General features: G+C 57.6%; 17 protein-coding genes and 1 tRNA gene. 11 read left to right on the top strand and 7 right to left on the bottom strand.

Annotated features, from left to right (window positions below; genetic code table 11):
- Positions 1-125: 125 nt before the first annotated feature.
- A tRNA-Leu gene (locus HMPREF1985_RS09110) sits at positions 126-211 on the top strand.
- An 86-nt stretch (positions 212-297) separates the two neighbouring features.
- Here HMPREF1985_RS09110 and HMPREF1985_RS09105 read toward each other — a convergent pair.
- A complete protein-coding gene (locus HMPREF1985_RS09105; RefSeq protein ID WP_040637556.1) occupies positions 298-780 on the bottom strand; it encodes a flavodoxin in 483 nt (160 codons plus the stop codon).
- Between the two features lie 443 nt (positions 781-1,223).
- Here HMPREF1985_RS09105 and HMPREF1985_RS09100 point away from each other — a divergent pair, with 443 nt between their 5' ends.
- Positions 1,224-2,348 carry a DUF362 domain-containing protein gene (locus tag HMPREF1985_RS09100; RefSeq protein ID WP_196805391.1) on the top strand — a complete coding sequence of 375 codons (1,125 nt, stop codon included), beginning with the start codon at positions 1,224-1,226 and terminating at the stop codon, positions 2,346-2,348.
- 72 nt (positions 2,349-2,420) lie between these two features.
- Here the strand turns inward: HMPREF1985_RS09100 and HMPREF1985_RS09095 are convergent, their stop codons facing one another.
- From HMPREF1985_RS09095 to HMPREF1985_RS09080, 4 genes are all read right to left on the bottom strand, one after another.
- On the bottom strand, positions 2,421-3,587 hold the full coding sequence (locus HMPREF1985_RS09095; RefSeq protein WP_021772310.1) for an HD-GYP domain-containing protein: 1,167 nt from the start codon (positions 3,585-3,587) through the stop codon (positions 2,421-2,423).
- Positions 3,588-3,897: 310 nt separating this feature from the next.
- Positions 3,898-4,803 (bottom strand): response regulator, encoded by a 906-nt coding sequence (locus HMPREF1985_RS09090; protein ID WP_021772309.1) that lies wholly within the window; start codon positions 4,801-4,803, stop codon positions 3,898-3,900.
- Positions 4,800-6,137 (bottom strand): sensor histidine kinase, encoded by a 1,338-nt coding sequence (locus tag HMPREF1985_RS09085; protein WP_021772308.1) that lies wholly within the window; start codon positions 6,135-6,137, stop codon positions 4,800-4,802. Before HMPREF1985_RS09085 ends, HMPREF1985_RS09090 begins: the two co-directional genes overlap by 4 nt.
- A gap of 134 nt (positions 6,138-6,271) precedes the next feature.
- The gene (locus HMPREF1985_RS09080) at positions 6,272-6,967 is read right to left on the bottom strand and encodes an aspartate/glutamate racemase family protein (protein WP_021772307.1); all 696 of its coding nucleotides are present in this window, start codon (positions 6,965-6,967) and stop codon (positions 6,272-6,274) included.
- A 148-nt stretch (positions 6,968-7,115) separates the two neighbouring features.
- Between HMPREF1985_RS09080 and HMPREF1985_RS09075 the strand changes: the two genes are divergently transcribed.
- The 4 genes from HMPREF1985_RS09075 (at position 7,116) to HMPREF1985_RS09060 (ending at position 12,303) form a co-directional block, all read left to right on the top strand.
- Positions 7,116-8,081: a LysR family transcriptional regulator gene (locus HMPREF1985_RS09075; RefSeq protein ID WP_040637555.1), complete on the top strand. Its 966-nt coding sequence runs from the start codon at positions 7,116-7,118 to the stop codon at positions 8,079-8,081.
- A gap of 119 nt (positions 8,082-8,200) precedes the next feature.
- The gene (locus HMPREF1985_RS09070) at positions 8,201-9,631 is read left to right on the top strand and encodes a DASS family sodium-coupled anion symporter (RefSeq protein ID WP_051349102.1); all 1,431 of its coding nucleotides are present in this window, start codon (positions 8,201-8,203) and stop codon (positions 9,629-9,631) included.
- Positions 9,632-9,789: 158 nt separating this feature from the next.
- A complete protein-coding gene (locus tag HMPREF1985_RS09065; RefSeq protein ID WP_021772304.1) occupies positions 9,790-11,178 on the top strand; it encodes an aspartate ammonia-lyase in 1,389 nt (462 codons plus the stop codon).
- 522 nt (positions 11,179-11,700) lie between these two features.
- Complete coding sequence (locus tag HMPREF1985_RS09060; protein WP_021772301.1) at positions 11,701-12,303, top strand: peptidoglycan-binding protein; 603 nt, start codon at positions 11,701-11,703, stop codon at positions 12,301-12,303.
- 71 nt (positions 12,304-12,374) lie between these two features.
- Here HMPREF1985_RS09060 and rfbC read toward each other — a convergent pair whose 3' ends face one another.
- The gene (gene rfbC, locus HMPREF1985_RS09055) at positions 12,375-12,935 is read right to left on the bottom strand and encodes a dTDP-4-dehydrorhamnose 3,5-epimerase (RefSeq protein ID WP_040637554.1); all 561 of its coding nucleotides are present in this window, start codon (positions 12,933-12,935) and stop codon (positions 12,375-12,377) included.
- A 140-nt stretch (positions 12,936-13,075) separates the two neighbouring features.
- Between rfbC and HMPREF1985_RS09050 the strand changes: the two genes are divergently transcribed.
- The 3 genes from HMPREF1985_RS09050 to HMPREF1985_RS09040 all read left to right on the top strand — a co-directional run bounded on the left by HMPREF1985_RS09050 (position 13,076) and on the right by HMPREF1985_RS09040 (position 17,127).
- The gene (locus tag HMPREF1985_RS09050; RefSeq protein ID WP_051349101.1) at positions 13,076-14,293 is read left to right on the top strand and encodes a multidrug effflux MFS transporter; all 1,218 of its coding nucleotides are present in this window, start codon (positions 13,076-13,078) and stop codon (positions 14,291-14,293) included.
- A 175-nt stretch (positions 14,294-14,468) separates the two neighbouring features.
- On the top strand, positions 14,469-16,733 hold the full coding sequence (locus HMPREF1985_RS09045) for an anaerobic ribonucleoside triphosphate reductase (RefSeq protein ID WP_040637553.1): 2,265 nt from the start codon (positions 14,469-14,471) through the stop codon (positions 16,731-16,733).
- 19 nt (positions 16,734-16,752) lie between these two features.
- On the top strand, positions 16,753-17,127 hold the full coding sequence (locus HMPREF1985_RS09040; RefSeq protein ID WP_021772297.1) for a RidA family protein: 375 nt from the start codon (positions 16,753-16,755) through the stop codon (positions 17,125-17,127).
- A 62-nt stretch (positions 17,128-17,189) separates the two neighbouring features.
- Here the strand turns inward: HMPREF1985_RS09040 and HMPREF1985_RS09035 are convergent, their stop codons facing one another.
- A complete protein-coding gene (locus tag HMPREF1985_RS09035) occupies positions 17,190-17,516 on the bottom strand; it encodes a hypothetical protein (protein ID WP_021772296.1) in 327 nt (108 codons plus the stop codon).
- Positions 17,517-17,676: 160 nt separating this feature from the next.
- On the opposite strand from HMPREF1985_RS09035, the gene HMPREF1985_RS09030 reads away from it, so the two are divergent.
- Together HMPREF1985_RS09030 and trmB are read left to right on the top strand one after the other, a co-directional pair.
- Positions 17,677-19,608, top strand: a complete 1,932-nt coding sequence (locus tag HMPREF1985_RS09030) for a sigma-54-dependent Fis family transcriptional regulator (protein WP_021772295.1) — start codon at positions 17,677-17,679, stop codon at positions 19,606-19,608.
- Positions 19,599-20,249, top strand: a complete 651-nt coding sequence (gene trmB / locus HMPREF1985_RS09025) for a tRNA (guanosine(46)-N7)-methyltransferase TrmB (RefSeq protein ID WP_021772294.1) — start codon at positions 19,599-19,601, stop codon at positions 20,247-20,249. Before HMPREF1985_RS09030 ends, trmB begins: the two co-directional genes overlap by 10 nt.
- Positions 20,250-20,259 lie beyond the last annotated feature (10 nt).

The following is a 20,259-nucleotide window of genomic DNA, read 5'->3' as shown; positions in this document are numbered from 1 at the left end:
TGTTCACAAGACGTATGGGTTCAAGTCCCATCAACCGCACCATAGGCAGAAAGCCGCAGGAGTCCGAGCCGTGTAGCAAGGGAGCTTGCGTCTGAATAGGGGCGGTTGCCCAACAATTTCATATTGCGGTCGTGGCGGAATTGGCAGACGCGCTACTTTGAGGGGGTAGTGTTCACAAGACGTATGGGTTCAAGTCCCATCGACCGCACCATTTGAACGCACAGCCCGACGCAGTCGGGTTTTTTTTGTAGGATATTTATTTTGCCCAAAAAGAGGACGCAGACGCGTCCCTGCTGCTCAGAGTTTCAGGCTGCTGACCCATTCGGTGATTCTTGACCTCGACGGATCCCCATTGAGCACTTCTCCCTGCTTCCAGATGACCGTGTCCGAGCAGCTCGGCTGAAGCGAGGCCATCGTCTTGCCGAATTTGCTGCCGCCCGATGTCGCAAACGTGATGATTCTTTTTCCGGAGAAGTCGTAGGCTTCTAGGAATGCGTTGATGATATGCGGCGCCTTATACCACCAAATTGGGAATCCCAAGAAGATTGTATCGTACGCTGCGATATTGGCGTCCCTGTCGGCAAGTGCCGGACGCGATGCGGGGTTGCTCGATTCGAGGCTTGTGCGTGAGGCGCGGTCTGACCAGTTGAGGTCGTCTTCCGTATACGGCGTTTCCGGGCGAATCTCATATAGATCGGCATTTCGTATGTCGGCCAATTTTTTTGCGACTTTTGCCGTGATGCCGCTGGCGGAAAAATAAGCAACAAGTGTTTTTCCCATAGACGGTTCCTCCTTTTGCATTAAAATTAAACTGCGCTCATTTTAACATATATACGGGCATTGTCAATATCGTTCCTTCATAAAAGACAGATCGTTTCGGTTGGCCCAATAATTTGCTGAAAGTTTCTAAAAATCCAATTGACAGGAAGGGACGATTATGGTATCGTATAGATAAGCCAAAGGAAAGCAGGTGTTCAGCCTTTCCGATGGAAGCCGACATGCAGAGATGGATGGGAGGCGAGTCCGATGGGCTAGGCAACTTGCTCATGGAACTATTGTATGAGAAGTGTATATGGATCGGTTGATATGAAGAAGTAACCGCCAGCAGGTGACGAGAAAGCCTCTGGTGGTTATTTCATGTATGGATATATGGATATCTTGTCCCTGTGAGCAAGGGGCAAGATTGTTTTATCAAGATGGTTTTATTTTATTGGGAGGGTATCATGGAGAAAGCGAAGGTCTACTTTACGGATTGGCGCGTGCCGGTTGGCACGAGCCAACTCATGAAGCTGCGCAGACTCTGCATGGCAGCAGGCATCAAAACGATCGATATGGATGGGAAGTTTGTCGCAATCAAAATGCACTTTGGCGAACTCGGCAATATGGCATTCCTCCGCCCGCAGTACGCAAAGGTCATCGCCGATCTTGTCAAGGAGCAGGGCGGGCGCCCGTTCCTCACGGACTGCAATACGCTCTATCCGGGCAGCCGCAAGCATGCGCTCGAACATCTCGACTGCGCGAATCTTAACGGGTTCAACACGGTCACGACGGGCTGCCAGATCCTCATCGGCGATGGCCTGCGCGGAACGGACGAGGTCGAGGTCCCCGTCAGGAACGGTGAGTATGTCAAGGCGGCGAAGATCGGACGCGCCATCATGGATGCCGATATCTTCATCAGTCTTGCGCATTTCAAGGGGCACGAGGCGACGGGCTTCGGCGGTGCGATCAAGAACATCGGAATGGGCTGCGGGAGCCGCGCGGGCAAGATGGAGCAGCACTCGTCTGGAAAGTGCGTCGTGAACGCGGAACTCTGCCGCGGCTGCCGCAAGTGCGCGAAGAACTGTGGCTCCCATGCGATCCGCTACGAGAACAACAAGGCGTTCATCGACCCCGCCGTATGCGCAGGCTGCGGCCGCTGCATCGGCGCATGCAGCTTTGATGCGATCAGCAATGAGCAGTGGGATGCGAACGATCTTCTCGACCGCAAGATGGCGGAGTACGCGCAGGCAGTCTGCCAGGACCGCCCTTGCTTTCACGTCAATCTCGTACGCGATATTTCTCCGAACTGCGACTGCCATGGCGAGAACGATGCGCCGATCCTGCCGGACGTCGGCATGTTCGCGTCGTTCGATCCCGTCGCACTCGACCAGGCGTGTGCGGATGCGTGCCTCAGGATGACGCCGATCCGCAATAGTCAGCTCGGCGATCATTTGGCGCAGGAAGGCTGGGAGCACCACCACGACCATTTTCTCGACAGCAACCCGAATATCTGTTGGAAGGAAACGCTGGAGCACGCGGAAAAGATCGGCATGGGCACGCGGGATTACGAGCTCGTGAAGTTGAAGTAGGGCGCAAAAAAAGAGGAAGGTGCGACGCGATGCCATGCCTTCCTCTGTTTGGATGTTTTTGGATGCAATCCGTTATTCGCTTTCTTCGCTGGGGTCGTCTTCCTTTAGATAAATGGACGGGTCGAGCCCGAGATCGTGAACGAAGTGGAGAAGATCGCCGTCGGTTACGACGAGGATGATCGCGCTGTTTCCCTCCGCACATTCGCCGAGATTGATGACCTCCGGTTTTGGGAGCACGCGTCCTTCCATGTTGGCAAAGAGGACGATGGTCGGCGTTTCCGTATGGCCGAACTCGCACTTCTTGACGATGCCGTAGCCCCAAATCGTCTTGAGGATTGTGCCGACGGGGTAGACGGCGACATTGTTGAAGAAGAGTTCCAGGAGATCCGGGTCGAACTGCCCCTTGTTGACGTTGACCATGATGTTGCGCGTGACGTTCGGCGTGTACGCCTTCTTGTAGGGACGCTCGCTCGTCAGCGCATCGTAGACGTCGGCGATCGCGGCGATCTTGGCGAAGCGGTGGATCTGGTCGCCTTTGAACCCGCGCGGATAGCCTTTTCCGTCGATGTGCTCGTGGTGCTGGGAGGCGATCGCTGCGAGGATGGCAGGCGAGGGGAGCTCGTTCTGCATTGCCATAATGCGCTTTCCGCCGTTGAGCGGATGATCCTTCATCGTCGAGAATTCGGAATTCGTGAGTCGTCCATTTTTGTTTAGGATCTCCGAGGGGACGTTGATCTTTCCGAGGTCGTGGAGGAGTGCGCCGAGTGTCAGGAGCAGCATGTCCTTCTTCGTGTAGTGGCAGAGCATGCCGAGCATGGCGGAGAGCACGGCGACGTTGACGCTGTGTGCGAACGTGTAGGTGTCGTGCAGGCGGATATCCGTGAGCTGGACGAGGTTGCCGCGCTTCGCGAGGATGTCGGAAAGGATGTTTTCCGATACGGCCTGCATGCTTGCGACGTCGATGCGCCCCGATTCCTCAACGCTCTGATACGTCTCGTAGACGCGCTGGATTGCCGTGATGCGCGTGCGCTCCTGTACGACGTCTTCCGGTGGCGGAAGTTTCAGATTGGGATCCATTGAAGTGACGTTGAGCGTCGGAATGCCAATTTTTTGAAGCTGACCGATATATCCCTTTGTGATGGGCTGGCCTTTTACGAGGTAGCTTGCGCCGAGCCGGTTGTAAATGCTCTGCCCGATGATCATGCCCTCTTTTAGGTCTTTGACCGGCAAACGAATCATAGTCGGTTATCGTTCCTTTCAGAAGAGACGTTTCGGAACCGCGGACAATACAAGGGTGCTGCATATATCCGCGCTTCCTTTATGTTGACGTATAGCATGTAGGCTATATACGTTCATTCTACTATCTATTATCTATCATACATCATTTTTTCGTATTAGGAAAGGGGAAAATGCGGTCGCTTCATTGTGCAGCGCAGGGCGCTTTTATGCGCCGGCCTTCGCGGCGGACGCGGGCTGGCATAGGGCATTTCGCGTCCATGCGGACGTTCTGCGGCAGCACGGGAGGATGCCATCGGAACGCTTCCTCGCGTCATTCCTGTGTTGCGCGAAAGAGTGCATGGATGAATTTCTTCATATTGATGTGGACGTCGGAGCGCTTCGGCTGTTTTTCTTCTTCCATCATGGTCATGATGCGGCGGACTTCCGCATAGTCGAAGTAGAGCGGTGCGTACGACTCGAAGCGCGGATTCGTGTAGTCGAGCGCGCCCATTGCGGCGAGGTTCAGGAGCGCTTGGGAGATCGTGCGACGCAGGCGCTGTTCCATCGCCTTGACCTCTTTTGAGATGTCTCCTTCCTCCTTCGCCCGCCCTTGCAGGACGGCGGCAAATATTCGCTGAAGCGGGGGGAGAATCCCGTCGTCATTTGGCGTATGGGCGAGGCAGTGAAGGATCGCCATGAGGTCTTTTGCGCCGCTCATATCCGCGATGCCGAGTTCTTTCAGGACGGCATGGGCAAGACTTCTCCCCGATGGACGCGCGGCGCTTGAAGCGGGGCCAGCGAGGGTCTTTTTCAAAGAGGACTGCAGATCATGTGCGAAATGTTCGAGGCGGATATGCTTGCTGACATTTCGAATGACGCCTAAGATCTCGTTGCGGTTCAGCGGTTTCGTAATGTAGTAGTCGACACCCATCTCGTAAGCCTTGCCGACGAGCTCCTTGCTTTCGACCTGTGAGAGCATGATGATTTTGCCCGTGAATTGTGCACGGACGGCAGCTGCTGCCGCCATTCCGTCGATCCCTTCCATGAGCATGTCGAGAATGAGAATGTCGACTTGCTCGTGGCGCAGGAGCTCATTGGTAAGAACACGGGCATCGGAGAGGGAATCCACGACCTCGCCGAGCCGGTATTCCTCAATAATGTCCTGCAGCATGTAGCGGATGGCATCATCGTCATCGATGAGCATAAAATTCGTCGAAAGCACCTTCTTTCCAGTCATTCGGGACGTTTGCCGGATGCGGCAGCATCTTGCTGCTGCAGCTTTTGGCACGGCAGGCATATCGAGACGGTCACGCGATTCTTGCCGTCCGAGTCTATCTCGATGCGGCCGCCGAACGACTCCGTTTTCTGTTTGACATAAGTCAGACCGACACCGCTCGACGCCTTCCCGGAGCTGTCGAATTTCGTCGTGTAGCCGGGATGAAAGACGCGAGCGAAATGATCCTTCGCAATGAAGCTTCCCGTGTTTTCAATCGTGATGCGGAGCGTGCCGCCGCCTCCCCGGATGGAAAGCGAGACCGTTCCGCGCTGGGGGATCGCCTCGACTGCATTGGCGACGAGATTGTTTAGGATCGAGAGCAGCAAAAAGACGTGCAGGGGCGGCAGATCCTTTTGTACATCGGCAAAAAACGTGATTTCCCTGCCGAGGGCGCACGCGTAATGCCTTTGCGCGTGCAGGAGCAGGCGTACGATTTCATCGGGCGGCAAGTAGTCGTCGACGCGGCGATTCGATGTAAGCTCGTGCAGTGCGGTGTATATGCGTTGGTTGATCTTCTTGATCTCATGGCACTGCTCCGCGATGCGCAGGATTTCCGGCGAGAGAGCGCGTGCATCCGCCACGTTTGTCACCTCTTGGAGGCAATCGTATGCCTGGTAGCTGTTGCGTGTTACATCTTCGGCGCTCTGCATGGCGCCGCGGAGCGTGAATGTCTCTTCGTAGAGCCCGGCGATCAAAAGAGCGAGGCGGTCGCGCTCCTTCGTCTTGCGTGCAAGACGTATTTCCGTCGCGTAAAGGGTAAAGATGTAGAAGAAGGACAGAATAAAAAAACAGCGCAGGATGGCAATGCCGAGGATATGAAAAAACATCGAAAAGGTAAACGATGTCTGTATGGGGATCATCATGCGGAGAACGGTGAGCTCGGAAAAGCTCGCGAGGATCTCGGCCAGGATCGCCCAAAACGCGACCGCGAGCGCCTGCTCGTAGACGTGCATGCCCGTGAGGCGCGGCGCGGCAAAGAAGAGCGCATAACATGCATAGTAGAAAAACGTCGCGCTGCGAAGGGAAAAAGCATCCGCCACCGGAATCCCTCGCATGGTATCCAGCGCCATGCGGAAGAGGACGACGGCAATGCCTGCCGCGCAGCCGAGAAGCACGCGCGGAAAGGAGCGGAGAAGCAGCAGGAACAGCAGGAAGAGCGGCGATCCGAAGCTCACGCGAAAGCTTGCGAAGTCGCCTCCAAACGGGTGGATCTTCGGTTCGCCCGCCAGCGGAATGAGAAGGAGCATGAGCAGGAATAGAAACCAATCCTGCCGCGAGGGGCGCGTGATCTGCATGATCGTTCCTTTCTGCTCTGCCGATGCATCGTAACACTATCGTGTTCCTGCTATGTCACTACGGTATATTGTATACATAATACAATATTATGAGGAAAATTACAAGCTTATGCCGCGAGGACAGGGAAGGGGCGTCATGCGCGAATCGCTGCACCCGCCAAACGAATGGCTTCTTTTGCCAGCACGTCGGTCGCGTCGATGAAATTGCCCTTTATATGGTACATGCGCACGGCGACGGGGATTTCGGTGCAGCCGAGCAGGAATGCTTCCGCTCCATCCGCCTTGATGGAGGCAAGAGCGCATTCGACCGCTGCCGTATCGTAGTTCTCTTTTCCCGCCTTGACCCCTTCGTAAATCATGTTGTGGATGGCAGATTCCTGTTCCCTGCCCGGCATGAGAACGGAAATGCCGGCTTTTTGGAGCGCCTTTTGATAGATGCCGCTCTTGCAGGTGCCGGCAGATGCAAGCAGGCCGATTTTGTGAAAGCCCTGGGATTGGCAGAACCGGACTGCCGTATCGATTATGCTCAGGAACGGGACAGTCAGATGGGGCAGCATGGCGGGCAGGAAATAGTGCGCCGTGTTGCAGCCCATGATGAGGAAGTCGGCGCCGGCCTCCGTGAGACGCTTGGCGGAGCGCAGCAGCTCAGGGACGGGGCTTTCGCCCTGCCCGAGAATGGCGGCGGTCCGATCGGGAATACGTGTGTTGTTGTCGACGAGGATGGGGATATGCTCCTGATCCTCATGGGCGTCGGTTTCCTGTATGATTTTTTCCATGAGGTCCACGGTCGCCATAGGACCCATTCCGCCGATGATGCCAATTGTTTTCATGGTCGCTCCTCCTGTTTTCTCCAAATGGTTTGATAGGCGAGGGAATTGCTTCTGTCCTATACGATAGCATGATGGCATGCTATAATCCAATACAGATAACTTTTTGATCTAGATAAAATTATCTTATCACATATTGGAGGAGATATTCATGTTAAAGGAGATGGAATACGTTTTGGCCGTATGGGAGGCGCGCAGCTTTTCCGCGGCAGCGCGGCAGCTTTTCGTATCCCAGCCCGCCTTGTCCGCTGCCGTGAAAAAGGTGGAAAGCGAGCTCGGCGTGCCGCTTTTTGACCGCGCCCGGAGTCCCTTGGGGCTTACCGATGCAGGGCGGGCGTACATGGAGGCGGCAGAGCGTGTGATACGGATCCGGCGGGATCTGAAACGGTATTGCGATGATCTTGCGGGGCTGCAGAGCGGCACGCTTGCCCTAGGCGGGACAAATTTTTTTGCCTCCTGCTTCCTGCCTCCTATGATTGAAGCATTCAGTCGAAAGTATCCGCAGATTCGCTTGTCGGTCATCGAGTCGGATTCGGCCGATCTCTACAATCGGCTCGCGGAGGGAAAACTGGATGTGATTGTGGACAGCGGCGTATACGATGCCACGCGCTGTGACAGCACGCCCTTTTATACGGATCATCTTCTGCTTGCCGTTCCTGCCGGCGCGCCGATCCATGCACGGTTTTCCGATGCGTGCATGACGCGGCAGGATGTGCTCGCGGGCCGCCATCTTTCCGCCGCGACGCCTGCCGTTTCGCTCGCGGCGTTTGCCGGGATGGATTTCCTGCTGCTCGGGCCGGGAAATGATATGTATCGGCGGGCAAAGGGCCTGTTTCAGACGGCAGGCTATGCGCCGCGCGTGCGCCTGTATCTGAATCAGCTCATGACGGCGTTCCATATGGCACGCCAGGGGCTTGGCGCGACCTTCCTGACGGATACGCTCGTGAGCCTGTCGCTTCCGACCAATGCGCTCTTTTTCTATCGGCTGGAGGGGGCGCTTGCGACGCGCAAGACATTCCTTGCCATGCAGCACAAGGGCTATCGGACAAGGGCTATCGAAGGATTTGTGCAGGTGGTGCTGGAGCTGTACCACATGGAAGATAAAAATTTTTTATGATAAAATTTGCGTAATAAATGGATCGGATCGTATAGAATCCTGTAGTCACACCTGTATATTGCATACAGGAAAGCAGACAGGCATGGACATGCCTGTTGTGAGAAATGGAGGAATGCTATATGTCCGAAAAAAAGAAAGGCCAGGGGCTGCCGCCTGTCGTGCGCGGTCTCATCTGCGTAGCGATCGGCATAGTCCTGTGGTTCATTCCTGCGCCTGCCGGCGTCTCGGCGCCGGCATGGGGGCTGCTCGCCGTGTTCGTCGCGACGATTGCGGGCTTCATCCTGCAGCCGATGCCGATCGGCGCCATCGCAATTCTCGCCTGTACGCTCCTGCCGCTCCTCGGCATCATGAAGGCGGGCGAAGCGCTCGCAGGGTTTTCCAACACGACGATTTGGCTCATCGTTTCCGCGTTCATGTTTGCGGAGGGCTTCATCAAGACGGGGCTTGGGAAGCGTATTTCCTACGCATTGCTCGCACGCTTCGGCAGCAGCACCTTGCGTGTCGCTTACGTAATGAGCGCGGCGGATTTCTGCATTGCGCCGTTTACGCCGTCGAACACGGCACGCGGCGGCGGCATCATCTACCCGATCGTCCGAAGCGTCGTCAATGCGGTCGGTGCAGAGCCGGAAAAGGAAGAGAACCGACGCACGGGCGCGTTCCTGATGTTTAGTGCCTATGCAGCAGTCATCACGTCGGCATGCATCTTCCTGACGGGCGCGTCGAACAATGTTCTCTGCAACACGCTTGCACAGGAGATATTCGGCACGTCGATCAGCTGGGGCTCGTGGTTCGCCGCCTGCATCGTGCCGGGGCTTTTGCTTACGATTGCGACGCCGTATTTGCTCTATCGGCTCATCGATCCCGAGCAGAAGAAGATGCCCGAGACGCAGCAGCTCGCGCGCAGGGAACTGCATGAGATGGGACCCATGTCGGGCAAAGAAAAGATTCTCTGTACGATCTTCGTCTTGGCGCTCATCCTTTGGGCGACGGGATCCATCCACCATATTGACTCGGCGTTTGTCGCGCTCATGGGGCTTTCCGCCATGCTCGTGACGCGCGTGCTCGACTGGTCGGACATTACGCGCCAGCACGGCGCATGGGATGTGCTCGTTTGGATGGGCGTGCTCGTCAATATGGCGGCATACCTTTCAAAGCTCGGCCTTATGAAGTGGTTTGCCGACGTGATGGCAGCGAAGTTCGGCGGCATGGAGTGGATGACGATGCTCGTCGTGCTTTGCCTCGTCTACACCTTTGCGCATTATCTGCTCGCGAGCAACAGCGCGCATATCATGGCGCTCTTCGCTGCTTTCGCGACCATCCTCGTCGCGGCCGGCGCGCCCGTGCTCGGCGTGCTCATCCTGCTCGGCGCGCTCTGCAACAGCGCCTCGTTTCTCACGCACTACGGCTGTGGCGTCACGCCGATCTTCTTCGGTGCGGGCTTCATGGGGCAGGGGCAATGGTGGAAGATCGGGTTTTTGGTCACGGTCATGCACGTCATCGTTTGGCTCGGCATTGGTTTGCCGTGGATGAAACTCCTCGGAATGTTTTGATCGGATTGGAGCCTGGATATGCGATGCGGTTTTGCAAAAAGGTTCGTGACGAGCGAACTTTTTGATAAAGATGTACTTGAATGTATTTTGTATACATGATACAATTCAAGTCAAGAAAGAGATCTTTCCGGACGAGTCAAAGAAAGGAATGAGGGAAAATGCGTACAGAACACGATTTCTTAGGGGAGCTTCAGGTGCCGGACGACGTTTACTACGGCGTTCAGACGATGCGTGCCATCGAGAACTTCAAGATTACGGGACAGAAGCTCGACCCGGATTTCATCAAGGCGATTGCGCAGGTCAAGAAAGCAGCTGCAACGGCAAACATGGAAACGGGACGTCTCGACAAGAAGATAGGCGAGCTCCTCGTGAAGGCAGCAGACGAGATCATTTCCGGCAAGTGGATGGACCAGTTCCCGGTCGACCCGATTCAAGGCGGGGCAGGCACATCGATCAACATGAACATGAACGAAGTGCTCTGCAACCGCGCGCTTGAGCTCAGCGGACAGCCGAAGGGACGCTACGACATCATCTCCCCGAACAATCACGCAAACATGGCGCAGTCGACGAACGACTCGTTCCCGACGGGCATCAAGGTATGCCTCATCCACAAGGCGAACAAGCTCACGACGGCGCTCGATTCCCTTGCGACGGAGCTTGAACGCAAGGCGGATGCGTACAAGGACGTCCTCAAGATGGGGCGCACGCATTTGCAGGACGCTGTCCCCATCACGCTCGGGCAGGAAATGGGCTCGTATGCGTCGGCTGTCCGCCGCGCGATCATCCGCATCAACCAGGCGGCGGAAACGCTCCACGTGATCAACATGGGCGGCACGGCGGTCGGCACGGGGCTGAACGCAGAGCCTGCCTACATCGACAAGGTCGCGGACGCGATGACGCAGGAGCTCGGCGAGCGGTACCGCACGGCGCCGAACATCATCGATGCGACGAACAACACGGATGGGTTTTCCGACATGTCGAGCGCGATGAAGACGACGGCGCTCGTCCTCATCAAGATGGCAAACGACTTCCGCCTCATGGCATCGGGTCCGCGCTGCGGCCTCAACGAGCTCAAGCTTCCGCAGCGCCAGCCGGGTTCCTCCATCATGCCGGGCAAGGTCAACCCGGTCATCGCCGAAGTGCTCGATCAGGCCTGCTATCAGGTCATCGGCAATGATCTCGCCATTTCGCTCGGCGTCGAAAATGGACAGTTCGAGCTCAATGTCATGGAGCCGGTCATTGCGTTCAACCTGTTCAACTCGATGCGGTTCCTGACGAATGCGATCAACACGTTTGTTGACAAGCTTCTCGTCGGTCTCGAGCCGAACCGCGAGCAGTGCGCGAAGTGGCTCGAGGGCAGCGTCGGGGTCGTCACGGCGCTCCTGCCGCACATCGGCTATGAGAATTCCGCGATGCTTGCCAAGGAAGCCTACACGACGGGCAAGCCGATCCGTCAGGTCGTCCTCGAAAAGGGGCTCCTCTCGAAGGAGAAGATGGAGCACATCCTTTCCCCGGAGCAGATGACGACGCCGGGCATTGCCGAATAAATCGCCAGATTCCGATATCGCTCCACAGCACTCCATAGCGCTCCATAGCACTGTTGAAGCCATTCTTACGAAAAGGGCTGGTCTTGCGACCGGTCCTTTTTCTGTATCTTATGCGTTTGCCGGTGCGGCTTCTTCGAGCTTGCCCATAAGGTCGTGGTCCGTCATCGCGCAGACGGCGACGAACCCAAGAATCACCGAATCATCTGCTTCGCTTGCCCTTGCCGATGCGTTCGGAGCGCTTCGCTGCGTGCGCTCTCAACGTCCTTGTTCTGAGCCATGGGAAACCCTTCTTTCTTGAAATTGAAAGTCCTATATGATTACTATGTCGGCATATTGTATGGCGCAGAAAACATTTTGTCAAGCATGCCGTCGGCTTTTTGCTGCACCAAAAGCGTTTTTGGCGAGGTGATCGAGGTGATTTTGACTTTTGGCGATGCTTTATGATATTATAGTGGATAGTATTAGACTCCGCTGAGTGGATATCGCGCTATGCGCATAACCGAGTAGGAAGGAGAGGCTTTTATGACGAAACGAGTTCATATTTCGGCAGCAGGTTTGATTTTGATCTTGCTCATCGCGCTAAGCGCAAATGCGTTCGCCGGCTCGATCCTCGTCAAGCAGGGTTCGCGCGGCGAAGCGGTGCGGCGCGTGCAGACGCTCCTCATCGAGCAGGGATGGCTTGTCGATTCGGCAGACGGGATATGCGGTGCGAAGACAGTCGATGCGATACGGCGTTTTCAACAGAACAACGGGCTTACGGTTGACGGGATATGCGGCGACGGCACGTACGCCGCGCTCACGGGCGGCGAGACGTATCAGCCGTCCGAGCTCGCGAGCCGCGGCGGCGGACGCGTCGTATATATGGAAGCGACGGCGTACAGTGCATTCGATCCCGGAAACGGCAGCCGCACGGCATCCGGCACACTCGTGCGCCACGGCGTCATCGCCGTCGATCCTGCGGTCATCCCGCTCGGCACGCACGTCTTCATCCCCGGCTACGGCGAGGCCGTGGCGGAGGACATCGGCTGGGGGATTCAGGGCAACCGCATCGATGTCGCATTCGATACGCATGAAGAGGCGCTCGCCTTCGGACGACAGGATTTGGAAGTCTATATCTTGGAGTAATGGATCCGCAGCAATAAAACGAGGCTCATGCAGCAGGAAAACCTGTTCATGGGTCTCGTTTTGTGCGCGCATCATTTGTCGTAGGTGAAGTTTAGCTCCGTGCGCTCGGCAAGGAGCGGCGCGGCCTTATCCTTGTCCGAGAGGATGACGGGAGCGATCGGCCAATGGATGCCGATTGCGGGATCGTCCCAGCGGATATTGCCGTCGCATTCGGGCGCGTAGTAGTTATCTGCCTTGTACTGTACCTCGACGTCGTCCGTCAGCGTGATGAAGCCGTGCGCAAAGCCGCGCGGGATGAAGAGCTGGCGCTTGTTCTCTGCCGTGAGTTCAGCGCTGGCCCATTTGCCGTACTGCGGGCTGCCCTTTCGTATATCGACGGCGACGTCGAAGATCCTGCCGCGCGTACAGCGCAGGAGCTTTGCCTGCGCCATGGGGTTCAGTTGGTAGTGGAGGCCGCGCAGCGTGCCTTTCTGTGCGGAAAAGCTCTGATTGTCCTGCAGGAATTCGACAGGAAATCCTGCGTCCTCGAACTTGCGCTTCGACCAGCTTTCCATGAACCAGCCGCGCGCGTCGCCGAAGACTTGCGGCTCGATGAGGAATACGCCCTTCAGGCGTGTTTCCATTGCCTTCATATTCATTACCACCTTGATTTTCCGTCCATTGTCTACTATGATGAGTCTATTCGATCCGTCTATTCCATATATTATATCGTTTGGCTGCGCCCGAATCAAGGCGGCAGCGGCATAGCGGCACATAGGGAGGAAGTGGTCTCGTGTCTGTTCCCAGGAAGAACCGCATTTGGCTCATGATTTTTCTCGGCGTGATGTCGGCGATGGCGCCGCTCTCGACCGATATGTACCTGCCCGCGCTCCCCGCCGTGCAGGCGGATCTGGGGGCGACGGCCTCGCTCGTGCAGCTCACGCTGACGATGACGATGCTCGGCATGGCGATCGGACAGCTCGTGATGGGACCGGTGAGTGACCGATACGGGCGCAGGCTTCCGCTGCTCGCCGGGATGCTCGTCTTTGCGGCGGCATCGGCGCTCTGCGCGAATGCGACGGATATCGCGCTCTTTCTCGCCTTTCGCTTCGTGCAAGGCTTTGCGGGGGCGAGCGGCATTGTCATCGCGCGGGCGATTGCGCGCGACGTCTGCGAGGGAACGGAACTCACGCGCTTTTTCTCGCTGCTCATGATGGTCAACGGCCTTGCGCCCGTCCTCGCGCCCGTCATCGGCGGGCAGATCCTGCTCGTCGCCTCATGGCGCGCTGTCTTCTGGCTGCTCGTCTTGGTCGGCGCGGTGCAGTTCCTCGCGACGGCGAGATTCCGCGAGACGCTTCCCGAAGAGGCGCGGGCAGGCGGCATGGCAGCAAGCCTGAAAAAGTTTCCGCAGCTCCTGCATGACCGCTATTTCTTTGGGCATTGCCTGCTCCAAATGTTCGTGTTCGGCGGCTTTTTTGCCTACCTCGGCGGCTCGTCGTTCGTGTTTCAGAATGTTTATGCCGTCTCGGCACAGGCCTACAGCCTGATTTTCGCGGGCATTGGCGCAGGGCTTATGGCGGTCGGGCTGCTCCCCGCGCGGCTGGCGGGGCGCGTGCCGGATGTCACGATGCTGAAAGCCGCGGTTCTCGTGCAGTTTGGCGGGAGCCTTGTGCTGCTCGCTTCGCTTTTTGCCGGCGCGCCGCTTGCCGTCATCGTCGTCGTTCTCTTTGTGACCATTGTGCCGCTCTCGGTGATCGGCGCTGCGAGCTTTTCGCTCGCGCTCGCGCGCCAAGGAAAGAACGCGGGCAGCGCGTCGGCGCTCGCGGGGCTTTTCCAGATGGTGCTCGGCGGTGCGCTGATGCCGCTCATCGGGCTTGCAGGCGAGGGGACGGCGCTCCCGATGGCGCTCGTCATGGCCGCGTGTTTTGCCCTCAGCACACGTTGCTTCTTTACGCAAATCGCGCCGTTCCATCGAAACGGAACCGTCGCAGCAAAACATAATCAAAAATAATTTTTGGTTGGCAGGAGATCGCAGGCATTTAGGCAGAATGGGGTTTCCCGCCGTTTCAGATGGTTCCTGCGCCGTCTTCTATCGTTGCAAGCCGACACAATATATGCTAGAATGTCTAGCATATTCATAAAATAAACCACAAGATATGGTGGAAGCAAAGGAGATATGTGGAGCCATGGAGAAGATGATCACGAAGCGCTCAGGGCATACGGTAGCGTACGACCGCATGAAAATATACAACGCGATTGCCGCGGCAAACCGCGACGGCGTTGCGCCCGTCATGACGGATGCAGAGGTTGACGCGGTGACGGAAAACGTCGAGCGCGAGCTCATGGATCGCGAGAATATCACGGTCGAAGAGATTCAGGATATCGTCGAACGCGAGCTCATGAAGCACGGTTTCTACGACATTGCGAAGAAGTACATCACATATCGTCAGAAGCACGCGGAGCGCCGTGCCGCGCAGAAGCATCTCATGGAATCGTATCACGATATTTTCTTTGCCGACAGCGTCGACAGCGATCTCAAGCGCGACAATGCGAACATCAACACGGATGCGTCGATGGGCATCATGCTGAAGCTCGGCGCGGAGGGCGCGAAACACTTCGTCGACAACTACGTGCTGGACGAGGCGTACGCAAAGGCCGACCGCGAGAACTGGATCCATATCCATGACAAGGACTTCTCGCTCATCACGTTCAACTGCTGCCAGATCGATCTCCTGAAGCTCTTTCGCGGCGGCTTCTCGACGGGGCATGGTTTTTTGCGCGAGCCGAATTCGATCCGTGCTTACGCATCGCTTGCGTGCATTGCGATCCAGTCGAATCAGAACGACATGTTCGGCGGGCAGAGCATCAATGCGTTCGACTACGCGATGGCGGAGGGCGTCAGGAAGTCGTTCCGCAAGGCGGTGCTCGACGAGGCGTACAAGGCGATGGTCTACCGCTTCGGTGCGGAGGCAGTCGGAGACCGCGAGGCATTTTGCAAGGACCTCGACATGCATATCGACTTTGCGGCATGCCGGTTCACCGAGACGGACCATGATCCGATGGACGCGGCGAGCCGTGCGGAGATCGCGCGTGCGATGGAGGCGATCCTCGCGCAGGACTACGCGGGACGGACGGCTGAGACGGAGCTCGACGCGGATAACGTCTACCATCTTGCCTGCGCCGACGTCGTTGAGGAGACGCATCAGGCGATGGAGGCGCTCATCCACAATTTCAACACGCTTCACAGCCGGGCGGGCGCGCAGGTGCCGTTTTCCTCCATCAACTACGGGCTCGATACCTCTCCTGAGGGACGCCTCGCGACGCGCGAGGTCTTGCATGCGATCTGGTCAGGCCTCGGCAACGGTGAGACGCCGATCTTCCCCATCTCCGTCTTCCAGCTCAAGGCGGGTGTCAACTACAACGAGGGCGATCCGAATTACGACCTCTTCCTGCGCGCCTGCGAGGTCAGCGCGAAGCGCCTCTTTCCGAACTTCGTCAACATCGACGCGCCGTACAATCTTCAATATTACAAGAAGGGGGATTACAACAGCGCCGTCGCGACGATGGGCTGCCGCACGCGCGTCATGGGGAACGTCAATGGCCCAGAGGAGTCCGGCTCGCGCGGCAATTTCTCCTTTACGACGATCAACCTGCCGAAACTTGCGATCGAGGCGCACGGCGACTTGGAGAAGTTTTGGGATCTCTATGATCACTACATCACGCTCTGTCACGACTATCTCTTGGATCGCCTGAGCGTCATCGAGCAGAAGCACGTCTACAACTACCCGTTCCTCATGGGACAGGGCGTTTGGATGGACAGCGAAAAGCTCAAGCTCACCGACACGATCGAGGGCGTCTTGAAGCACGCCTCGTATTCGATCGGCTTCTGCGGCCTTGCCGAGTGCCTGAAAGCGCTCATCGGCAAGCATCACGGGGAGAGCGAGGAAGCGCAGACGCTCGGGCTCAAGATCGTCGCGCACCTTCGCAAGCGCACGGACGACTACACGCGCGCGGAGCACCGCAACTGGTCGACGTTCGGCACGCCGGCGGAGAGCACGGCAGGGCAGTTCCAGCGCGCGAACCGAAAGAAGTACGGCATCATCGAAGGCGTGACCGACCGCGGCTACATGACGAACAGCTCGCACGTTCCCGTCTATTATCCGATCAAGGCGATCGACAAGATCCGCATCGAGGCGCCGTACCATGCGCTCGAAAACGCCGGCCACATCGCCTACATCGAGATGGACGGCGACCCGTCGAAGAACATCAAGGCGTTTGAGTCCGTCGTGCGCGCCATGCACGATGCCGATATGGGCTACTTTTCGATCAACCATCCCGTCGACCGCGACCCGGTCTGTGGCTACACGGGACTCATCGAGAACGAATGCCCGCACTGCCACCGCAAGGAAGTGGAGACGGGACGCATGGTTGTCGACCGCGTGCTCTTCTGATTTTGAAAGGAGGATTCCCATGAATGTCATTCATACGAACGATGCACCCGCAGCCGTCGGGCCGTACAGTCAGGCAATCGAGGCAAATGGCGTGCTCTACTGCTCGGGGCAGATCGCGATCCAGCCAAAGGCGGGCAGGATCGTCGCCAAGACCATTGAGGAACAGGCGGAGCAGTGCTGCCAAAACGTCGAGGCCGTGCTCAAGGAGGCGGGCTGCTCGATGGAACATGTCGTGAAGACGACGTGCTTTATTGCGGACATCGCGGATTTTTCCGCATTCAACCGCATCTACGCGAAGCACTTCGTCTCGAAGCCGGCACGCAGCTGCGTCGCGGTGAAGGCGCTTCCTGCCGGCGCACTCTGCGAAATAGAGGTTACGGCGGTTCGCGGATGACCGAACACCGAACAAGAGGCTGTGGACGAAATGGGAAGGCATTTGTCCACAGCCTCAAATTTTTAGCTCGTAAACCGTTCGTAGACCGTGATGACGAACATCGCGATCGCAAGGCCGATCGCCGCGAGGCTGACGCGGCTCACGACGAGAAACTGGCTCTCGGAGAGCTTCGCGTGGCGCTGGACGTAGGTGAGCGTGAGCGAAGCACATAGGAACGCGTACATCGCACGGTTCCAGTTGTCGAACGTCGTCCAGCCAAACGCGGTGACGACGACCGTGAACGCAAGGACGGCGAGGAGCAGGTAGTCCTTGCCGGGCGGCTTCCGCGGTGCTTCTTTTGGCTCGTTTGGATACAGCTTCTTTTGCAGTTTCTTATATTGCTTTGCCATGATCGATTCTCCTGTTCGTTACACTTTGATATGGGACATTATACCGTTTTGTAAACTTTTTTGCAAAAAGAATTGCAGGTGGGAGCGATGCTTGCTACAATAAAAAAGGAACTGGAAATCGAGCGGGCAATCGTCCAGGAAGATAGTAGGGGGCTACGCTATGATCAGAGAGCATCGAAGCAGGGCAAAGCTCGAAGCGTACTATAAGAAATTCATCGAAGACGGCACGATCGACGCGAATGTGCATCCGTGGGTCGCGCAGTCGTGGCAGAAGACGCGCCGTCTCTCGGTGCGCCGCGATAAGCTCAATACGAAGGACCGGCTTTCCCCTGAGGCGTTTGCCGCTTTGCAGGAGACGCACCGCGTGGCGATCGACTATCTCGCGGGGCTTGCCGATCCGATCCGCGAGTTCTTTCAGGAGAACAATCTGTCGCTGCTCCTCATGGATTCGGACTGCCGCGTGCTGAAGAGTTATTCGCTTCCGTACTATCAGCGCACGCCGGGCGAGATTGAGGGCGTGCGCGTCGGGCTCGAAAACGTCGGCACGTCGAGCATCAGCATCGCGCATGCACATCAGGCGCCTTTTTTCCTTTTCGGCCCTGAGATGTGGGTCGAGGAGTGCCAGTGCGGCGATGCCTGCTCCGCACCTGTTTGCATCGGAGGCGCGTGCCGGTACATCGTCTCGCTCGTATCCGTCAGCGCGTCGGATCTTCCGCCGGATGCAATCATCTCGCTTCTCCTCACCTTGAAACATTCCCTTGAACGCCATCTGTCGGGTACGATGCATCTTGCCGCGGGAGAGGCGATCCTCGATGCGGCGCCGTTCGCTGTCTACCACGTCCTGCCGGGCGGCGAGGTCACCTACGCGAACAAGCTCGGCCACACGCGGCTTGCGGATATCGGCGCGACGGAGACGGGCAAGGCGAATCTCAGCGAGGTCATCCTGAACTACGCGCATACGCCGATCCACAAGGGATTCGATGGCGTGCCGTCCTATAATAAGGAAGTCACGTGGATCACGCCGACGAAGACGTACGAGGATATCACGACGGTCGTGCCGCTCGGCTGCGAGATGGAGGCGGGCGGCACGATGCCGGGGATGCCGGGATCCGTCGTCGTCGTCTCGATGCCCATCGAGGACCTGCGGAAGCTCGTCGCACATGCGGCAGGCTATACGGCGAAATACAGTCTCGCCTCGATGGTCGGCGAGGGCGAAGCGTTCGCCGCTGCCCGTGACCGCGCGGCTCGCCTCGCACGCGGCACGCGGCACATCCTGCTGCAAGGGGAGCCTGGCACGGGAAAGCAGCGCATGGCGCACGGCATCCATCAGGCGAGCGCGCGCGCACAAGGCCCGCTCATCTCGCTTCGTTGCAGTGATACGACGCAGGAGATATTGGAGCAGGAGCTTTTTGGCATTCAGCGCACGCCCGAAGCAAGCCATCCAGGTCGGCTTGAGCTCGCCTCGGGCGGCACGCTCTTTCTCGATGAGATCGAGAAGATGCCGAAAGTCGTTGCTGACGAGCTCGCCGAAGCGCTTCGTGCAAAGAAGGTGCGCCGACTCGGCGAATCGGTGGAGCGCGACATTGACGTGCGCATCATCGCGGCGTGCGACAGCGATCTGCGCCGCCTGACGGAGCGCGGTCTTTTCTCCCGCACGCTCTGCAAGATGATCGCGCGCGGCGTCGTGCGCCTTCCCGCCCTCCGCAGCCGCCGCGAGGACATCCCGAATCTCGCGAGGCAAATCATTGAAGAACTCGCCGAGCAGCATCAGATGAAGCCGAAGAAGATCCTTCCTGAGACCGAAGAGAAGCTCATGGGATACGACTGGCCCGGCAATATCAAGCAGCTTCAGACCGTTCTGGAACAGGCATTTTTCAGCGCAAAAGGAGAGGCGATCGGGGCGGCGGACATCAGCCTGATGGGGGACGTGCGCCCCGACAGCACCTGGAAGGAAGACCGCGATGTCTTCATCAAGGCGTGGCAGGCGGCGGGCGGCAACGTGAGCCGTCTCGCCAACCTCCTCGGCGTCAGCCGCGTGACGCTCTACCGCTACCTAAAAAAATATCATTTGGAGAAGAAACCATGCGTTTGAGAAGGAAGCCGTGGATTGATGAAGCGATCCATGCGTACGATGCGTTCGTCGTCAGCAAGGACAGGACGATCGGCGAGGAGCGAAAGGGCAAGTGGGCAGAGGAATTTCACCGCGCTGCGCCGCTTCACGTCGAGCTCGGCACGGGCAAAGGCGACTTTATCAGCCAGCTTGCCGCACGCCACACGGCGATCAATTACATCGGCATCGAGATGCAGCAGGACGTCTTGTACGCGGCGGCGAAAAAGGTCGCGGCGGCGAATCTGCCGAACGTGCGCCTGCTCGTATTCGACATCCATCACATCGAGGATATCTTTGCGCCCGGCGAAGTCGCACGCTTTTACCTCAATTTCTGTGATCCGTGGCCGAAGAAGCGCCACGCGAAGCGCCGCCTGACGTATCGGGACTTCCTCGAAACGTATCGGCGGCTGCTTGAAAAAGGCGGAACGCTCCATTTCAAGACCGACAACCGCCCGCTCTTCGATTTTTCCCTCGAAGAGTTCGAGGCGGCCGGGCTCGCCGTGCGCGACATCTCGTACGACCTTCATGCAGAGCATCGTGCGGACAACATCGAGACGGAGTACGAGCGGAAGTTCAGTGGGCTTGGCGAGAAGATCAACCGCTGCGAGGTCGTGTTCGCGTGAGGAGGCGCTG

Origin of the sequence: Mitsuokella sp. oral taxon 131 str. W9106, from assembly GCF_000469545.1 — a bacterium.
In the GTDB taxonomy this organism is placed as follows: domain Bacteria; phylum Bacillota; class Negativicutes; order Selenomonadales; family Selenomonadaceae; genus AWVT01.
The sequence above is the reverse complement of the archived record's forward strand: the minus strand, read 5'-3'. Positions and strand labels throughout refer to the sequence as shown.

Excerpts from the sequence above, each read along its gene's own strand:
- HMPREF1985_RS09045 (WP_040637553.1), top strand. The coding sequence starts at position 14,469 with ATGGAGAAGATGATCACGAAGCGCTCAGGGCATACGGTAGCGTACGAC.
- HMPREF1985_RS09085 (WP_021772308.1), bottom strand. The coding sequence starts at position 6,137 with ATGCAGATCACGCGCCCCTCGCGGCAGGATTGGTTTCTATTCCTGCTC.
- rfbC (WP_040637554.1), bottom strand. The coding sequence starts at position 12,935 with ATGAAGGCAATGGAAACACGCCTGAAGGGCGTATTCCTCATCGAGCCG.
- HMPREF1985_RS09035 (WP_021772296.1), bottom strand. The coding sequence starts at position 17,516 with ATGGCAAAGCAATATAAGAAACTGCAAAAGAAGCTGTATCCAAACGAG.
- HMPREF1985_RS09065 (WP_021772304.1), top strand. The coding sequence starts at position 9,790 with ATGCGTACAGAACACGATTTCTTAGGGGAGCTTCAGGTGCCGGACGAC.
- HMPREF1985_RS09100 (WP_196805391.1), top strand. The coding sequence starts at position 1,224 with ATGGAGAAAGCGAAGGTCTACTTTACGGATTGGCGCGTGCCGGTTGGC.
- HMPREF1985_RS09095 (WP_021772310.1), bottom strand. The coding sequence starts at position 3,587 with ATGATTCGTTTGCCGGTCAAAGACCTAAAAGAGGGCATGATCATCGGG.
- HMPREF1985_RS09075 (WP_040637555.1), top strand. The coding sequence starts at position 7,116 with ATGTTAAAGGAGATGGAATACGTTTTGGCCGTATGGGAGGCGCGCAGC.
- HMPREF1985_RS09040 (WP_021772297.1), top strand. The coding sequence starts at position 16,753 with ATGAATGTCATTCATACGAACGATGCACCCGCAGCCGTCGGGCCGTAC.
- HMPREF1985_RS09105 (WP_040637556.1), bottom strand. The coding sequence starts at position 780 with ATGGGAAAAACACTTGTTGCTTATTTTTCCGCCAGCGGCATCACGGCA.
- HMPREF1985_RS09070 (WP_051349102.1), top strand. The coding sequence starts at position 8,201 with ATGTCCGAAAAAAAGAAAGGCCAGGGGCTGCCGCCTGTCGTGCGCGGT.
- trmB (WP_021772294.1), top strand. The coding sequence starts at position 19,599 with ATGCGTTTGAGAAGGAAGCCGTGGATTGATGAAGCGATCCATGCGTAC.
- HMPREF1985_RS09090 (WP_021772309.1), bottom strand. The coding sequence starts at position 4,803 with ATGACTGGAAAGAAGGTGCTTTCGACGAATTTTATGCTCATCGATGAC.
- HMPREF1985_RS09080 (WP_021772307.1), bottom strand. The coding sequence starts at position 6,967 with ATGAAAACAATTGGCATCATCGGCGGAATGGGTCCTATGGCGACCGTG.
- HMPREF1985_RS09060 (WP_021772301.1), top strand. The coding sequence starts at position 11,701 with ATGACGAAACGAGTTCATATTTCGGCAGCAGGTTTGATTTTGATCTTG.
- HMPREF1985_RS09030 (WP_021772295.1), top strand. The coding sequence starts at position 17,677 with ATGATCAGAGAGCATCGAAGCAGGGCAAAGCTCGAAGCGTACTATAAG.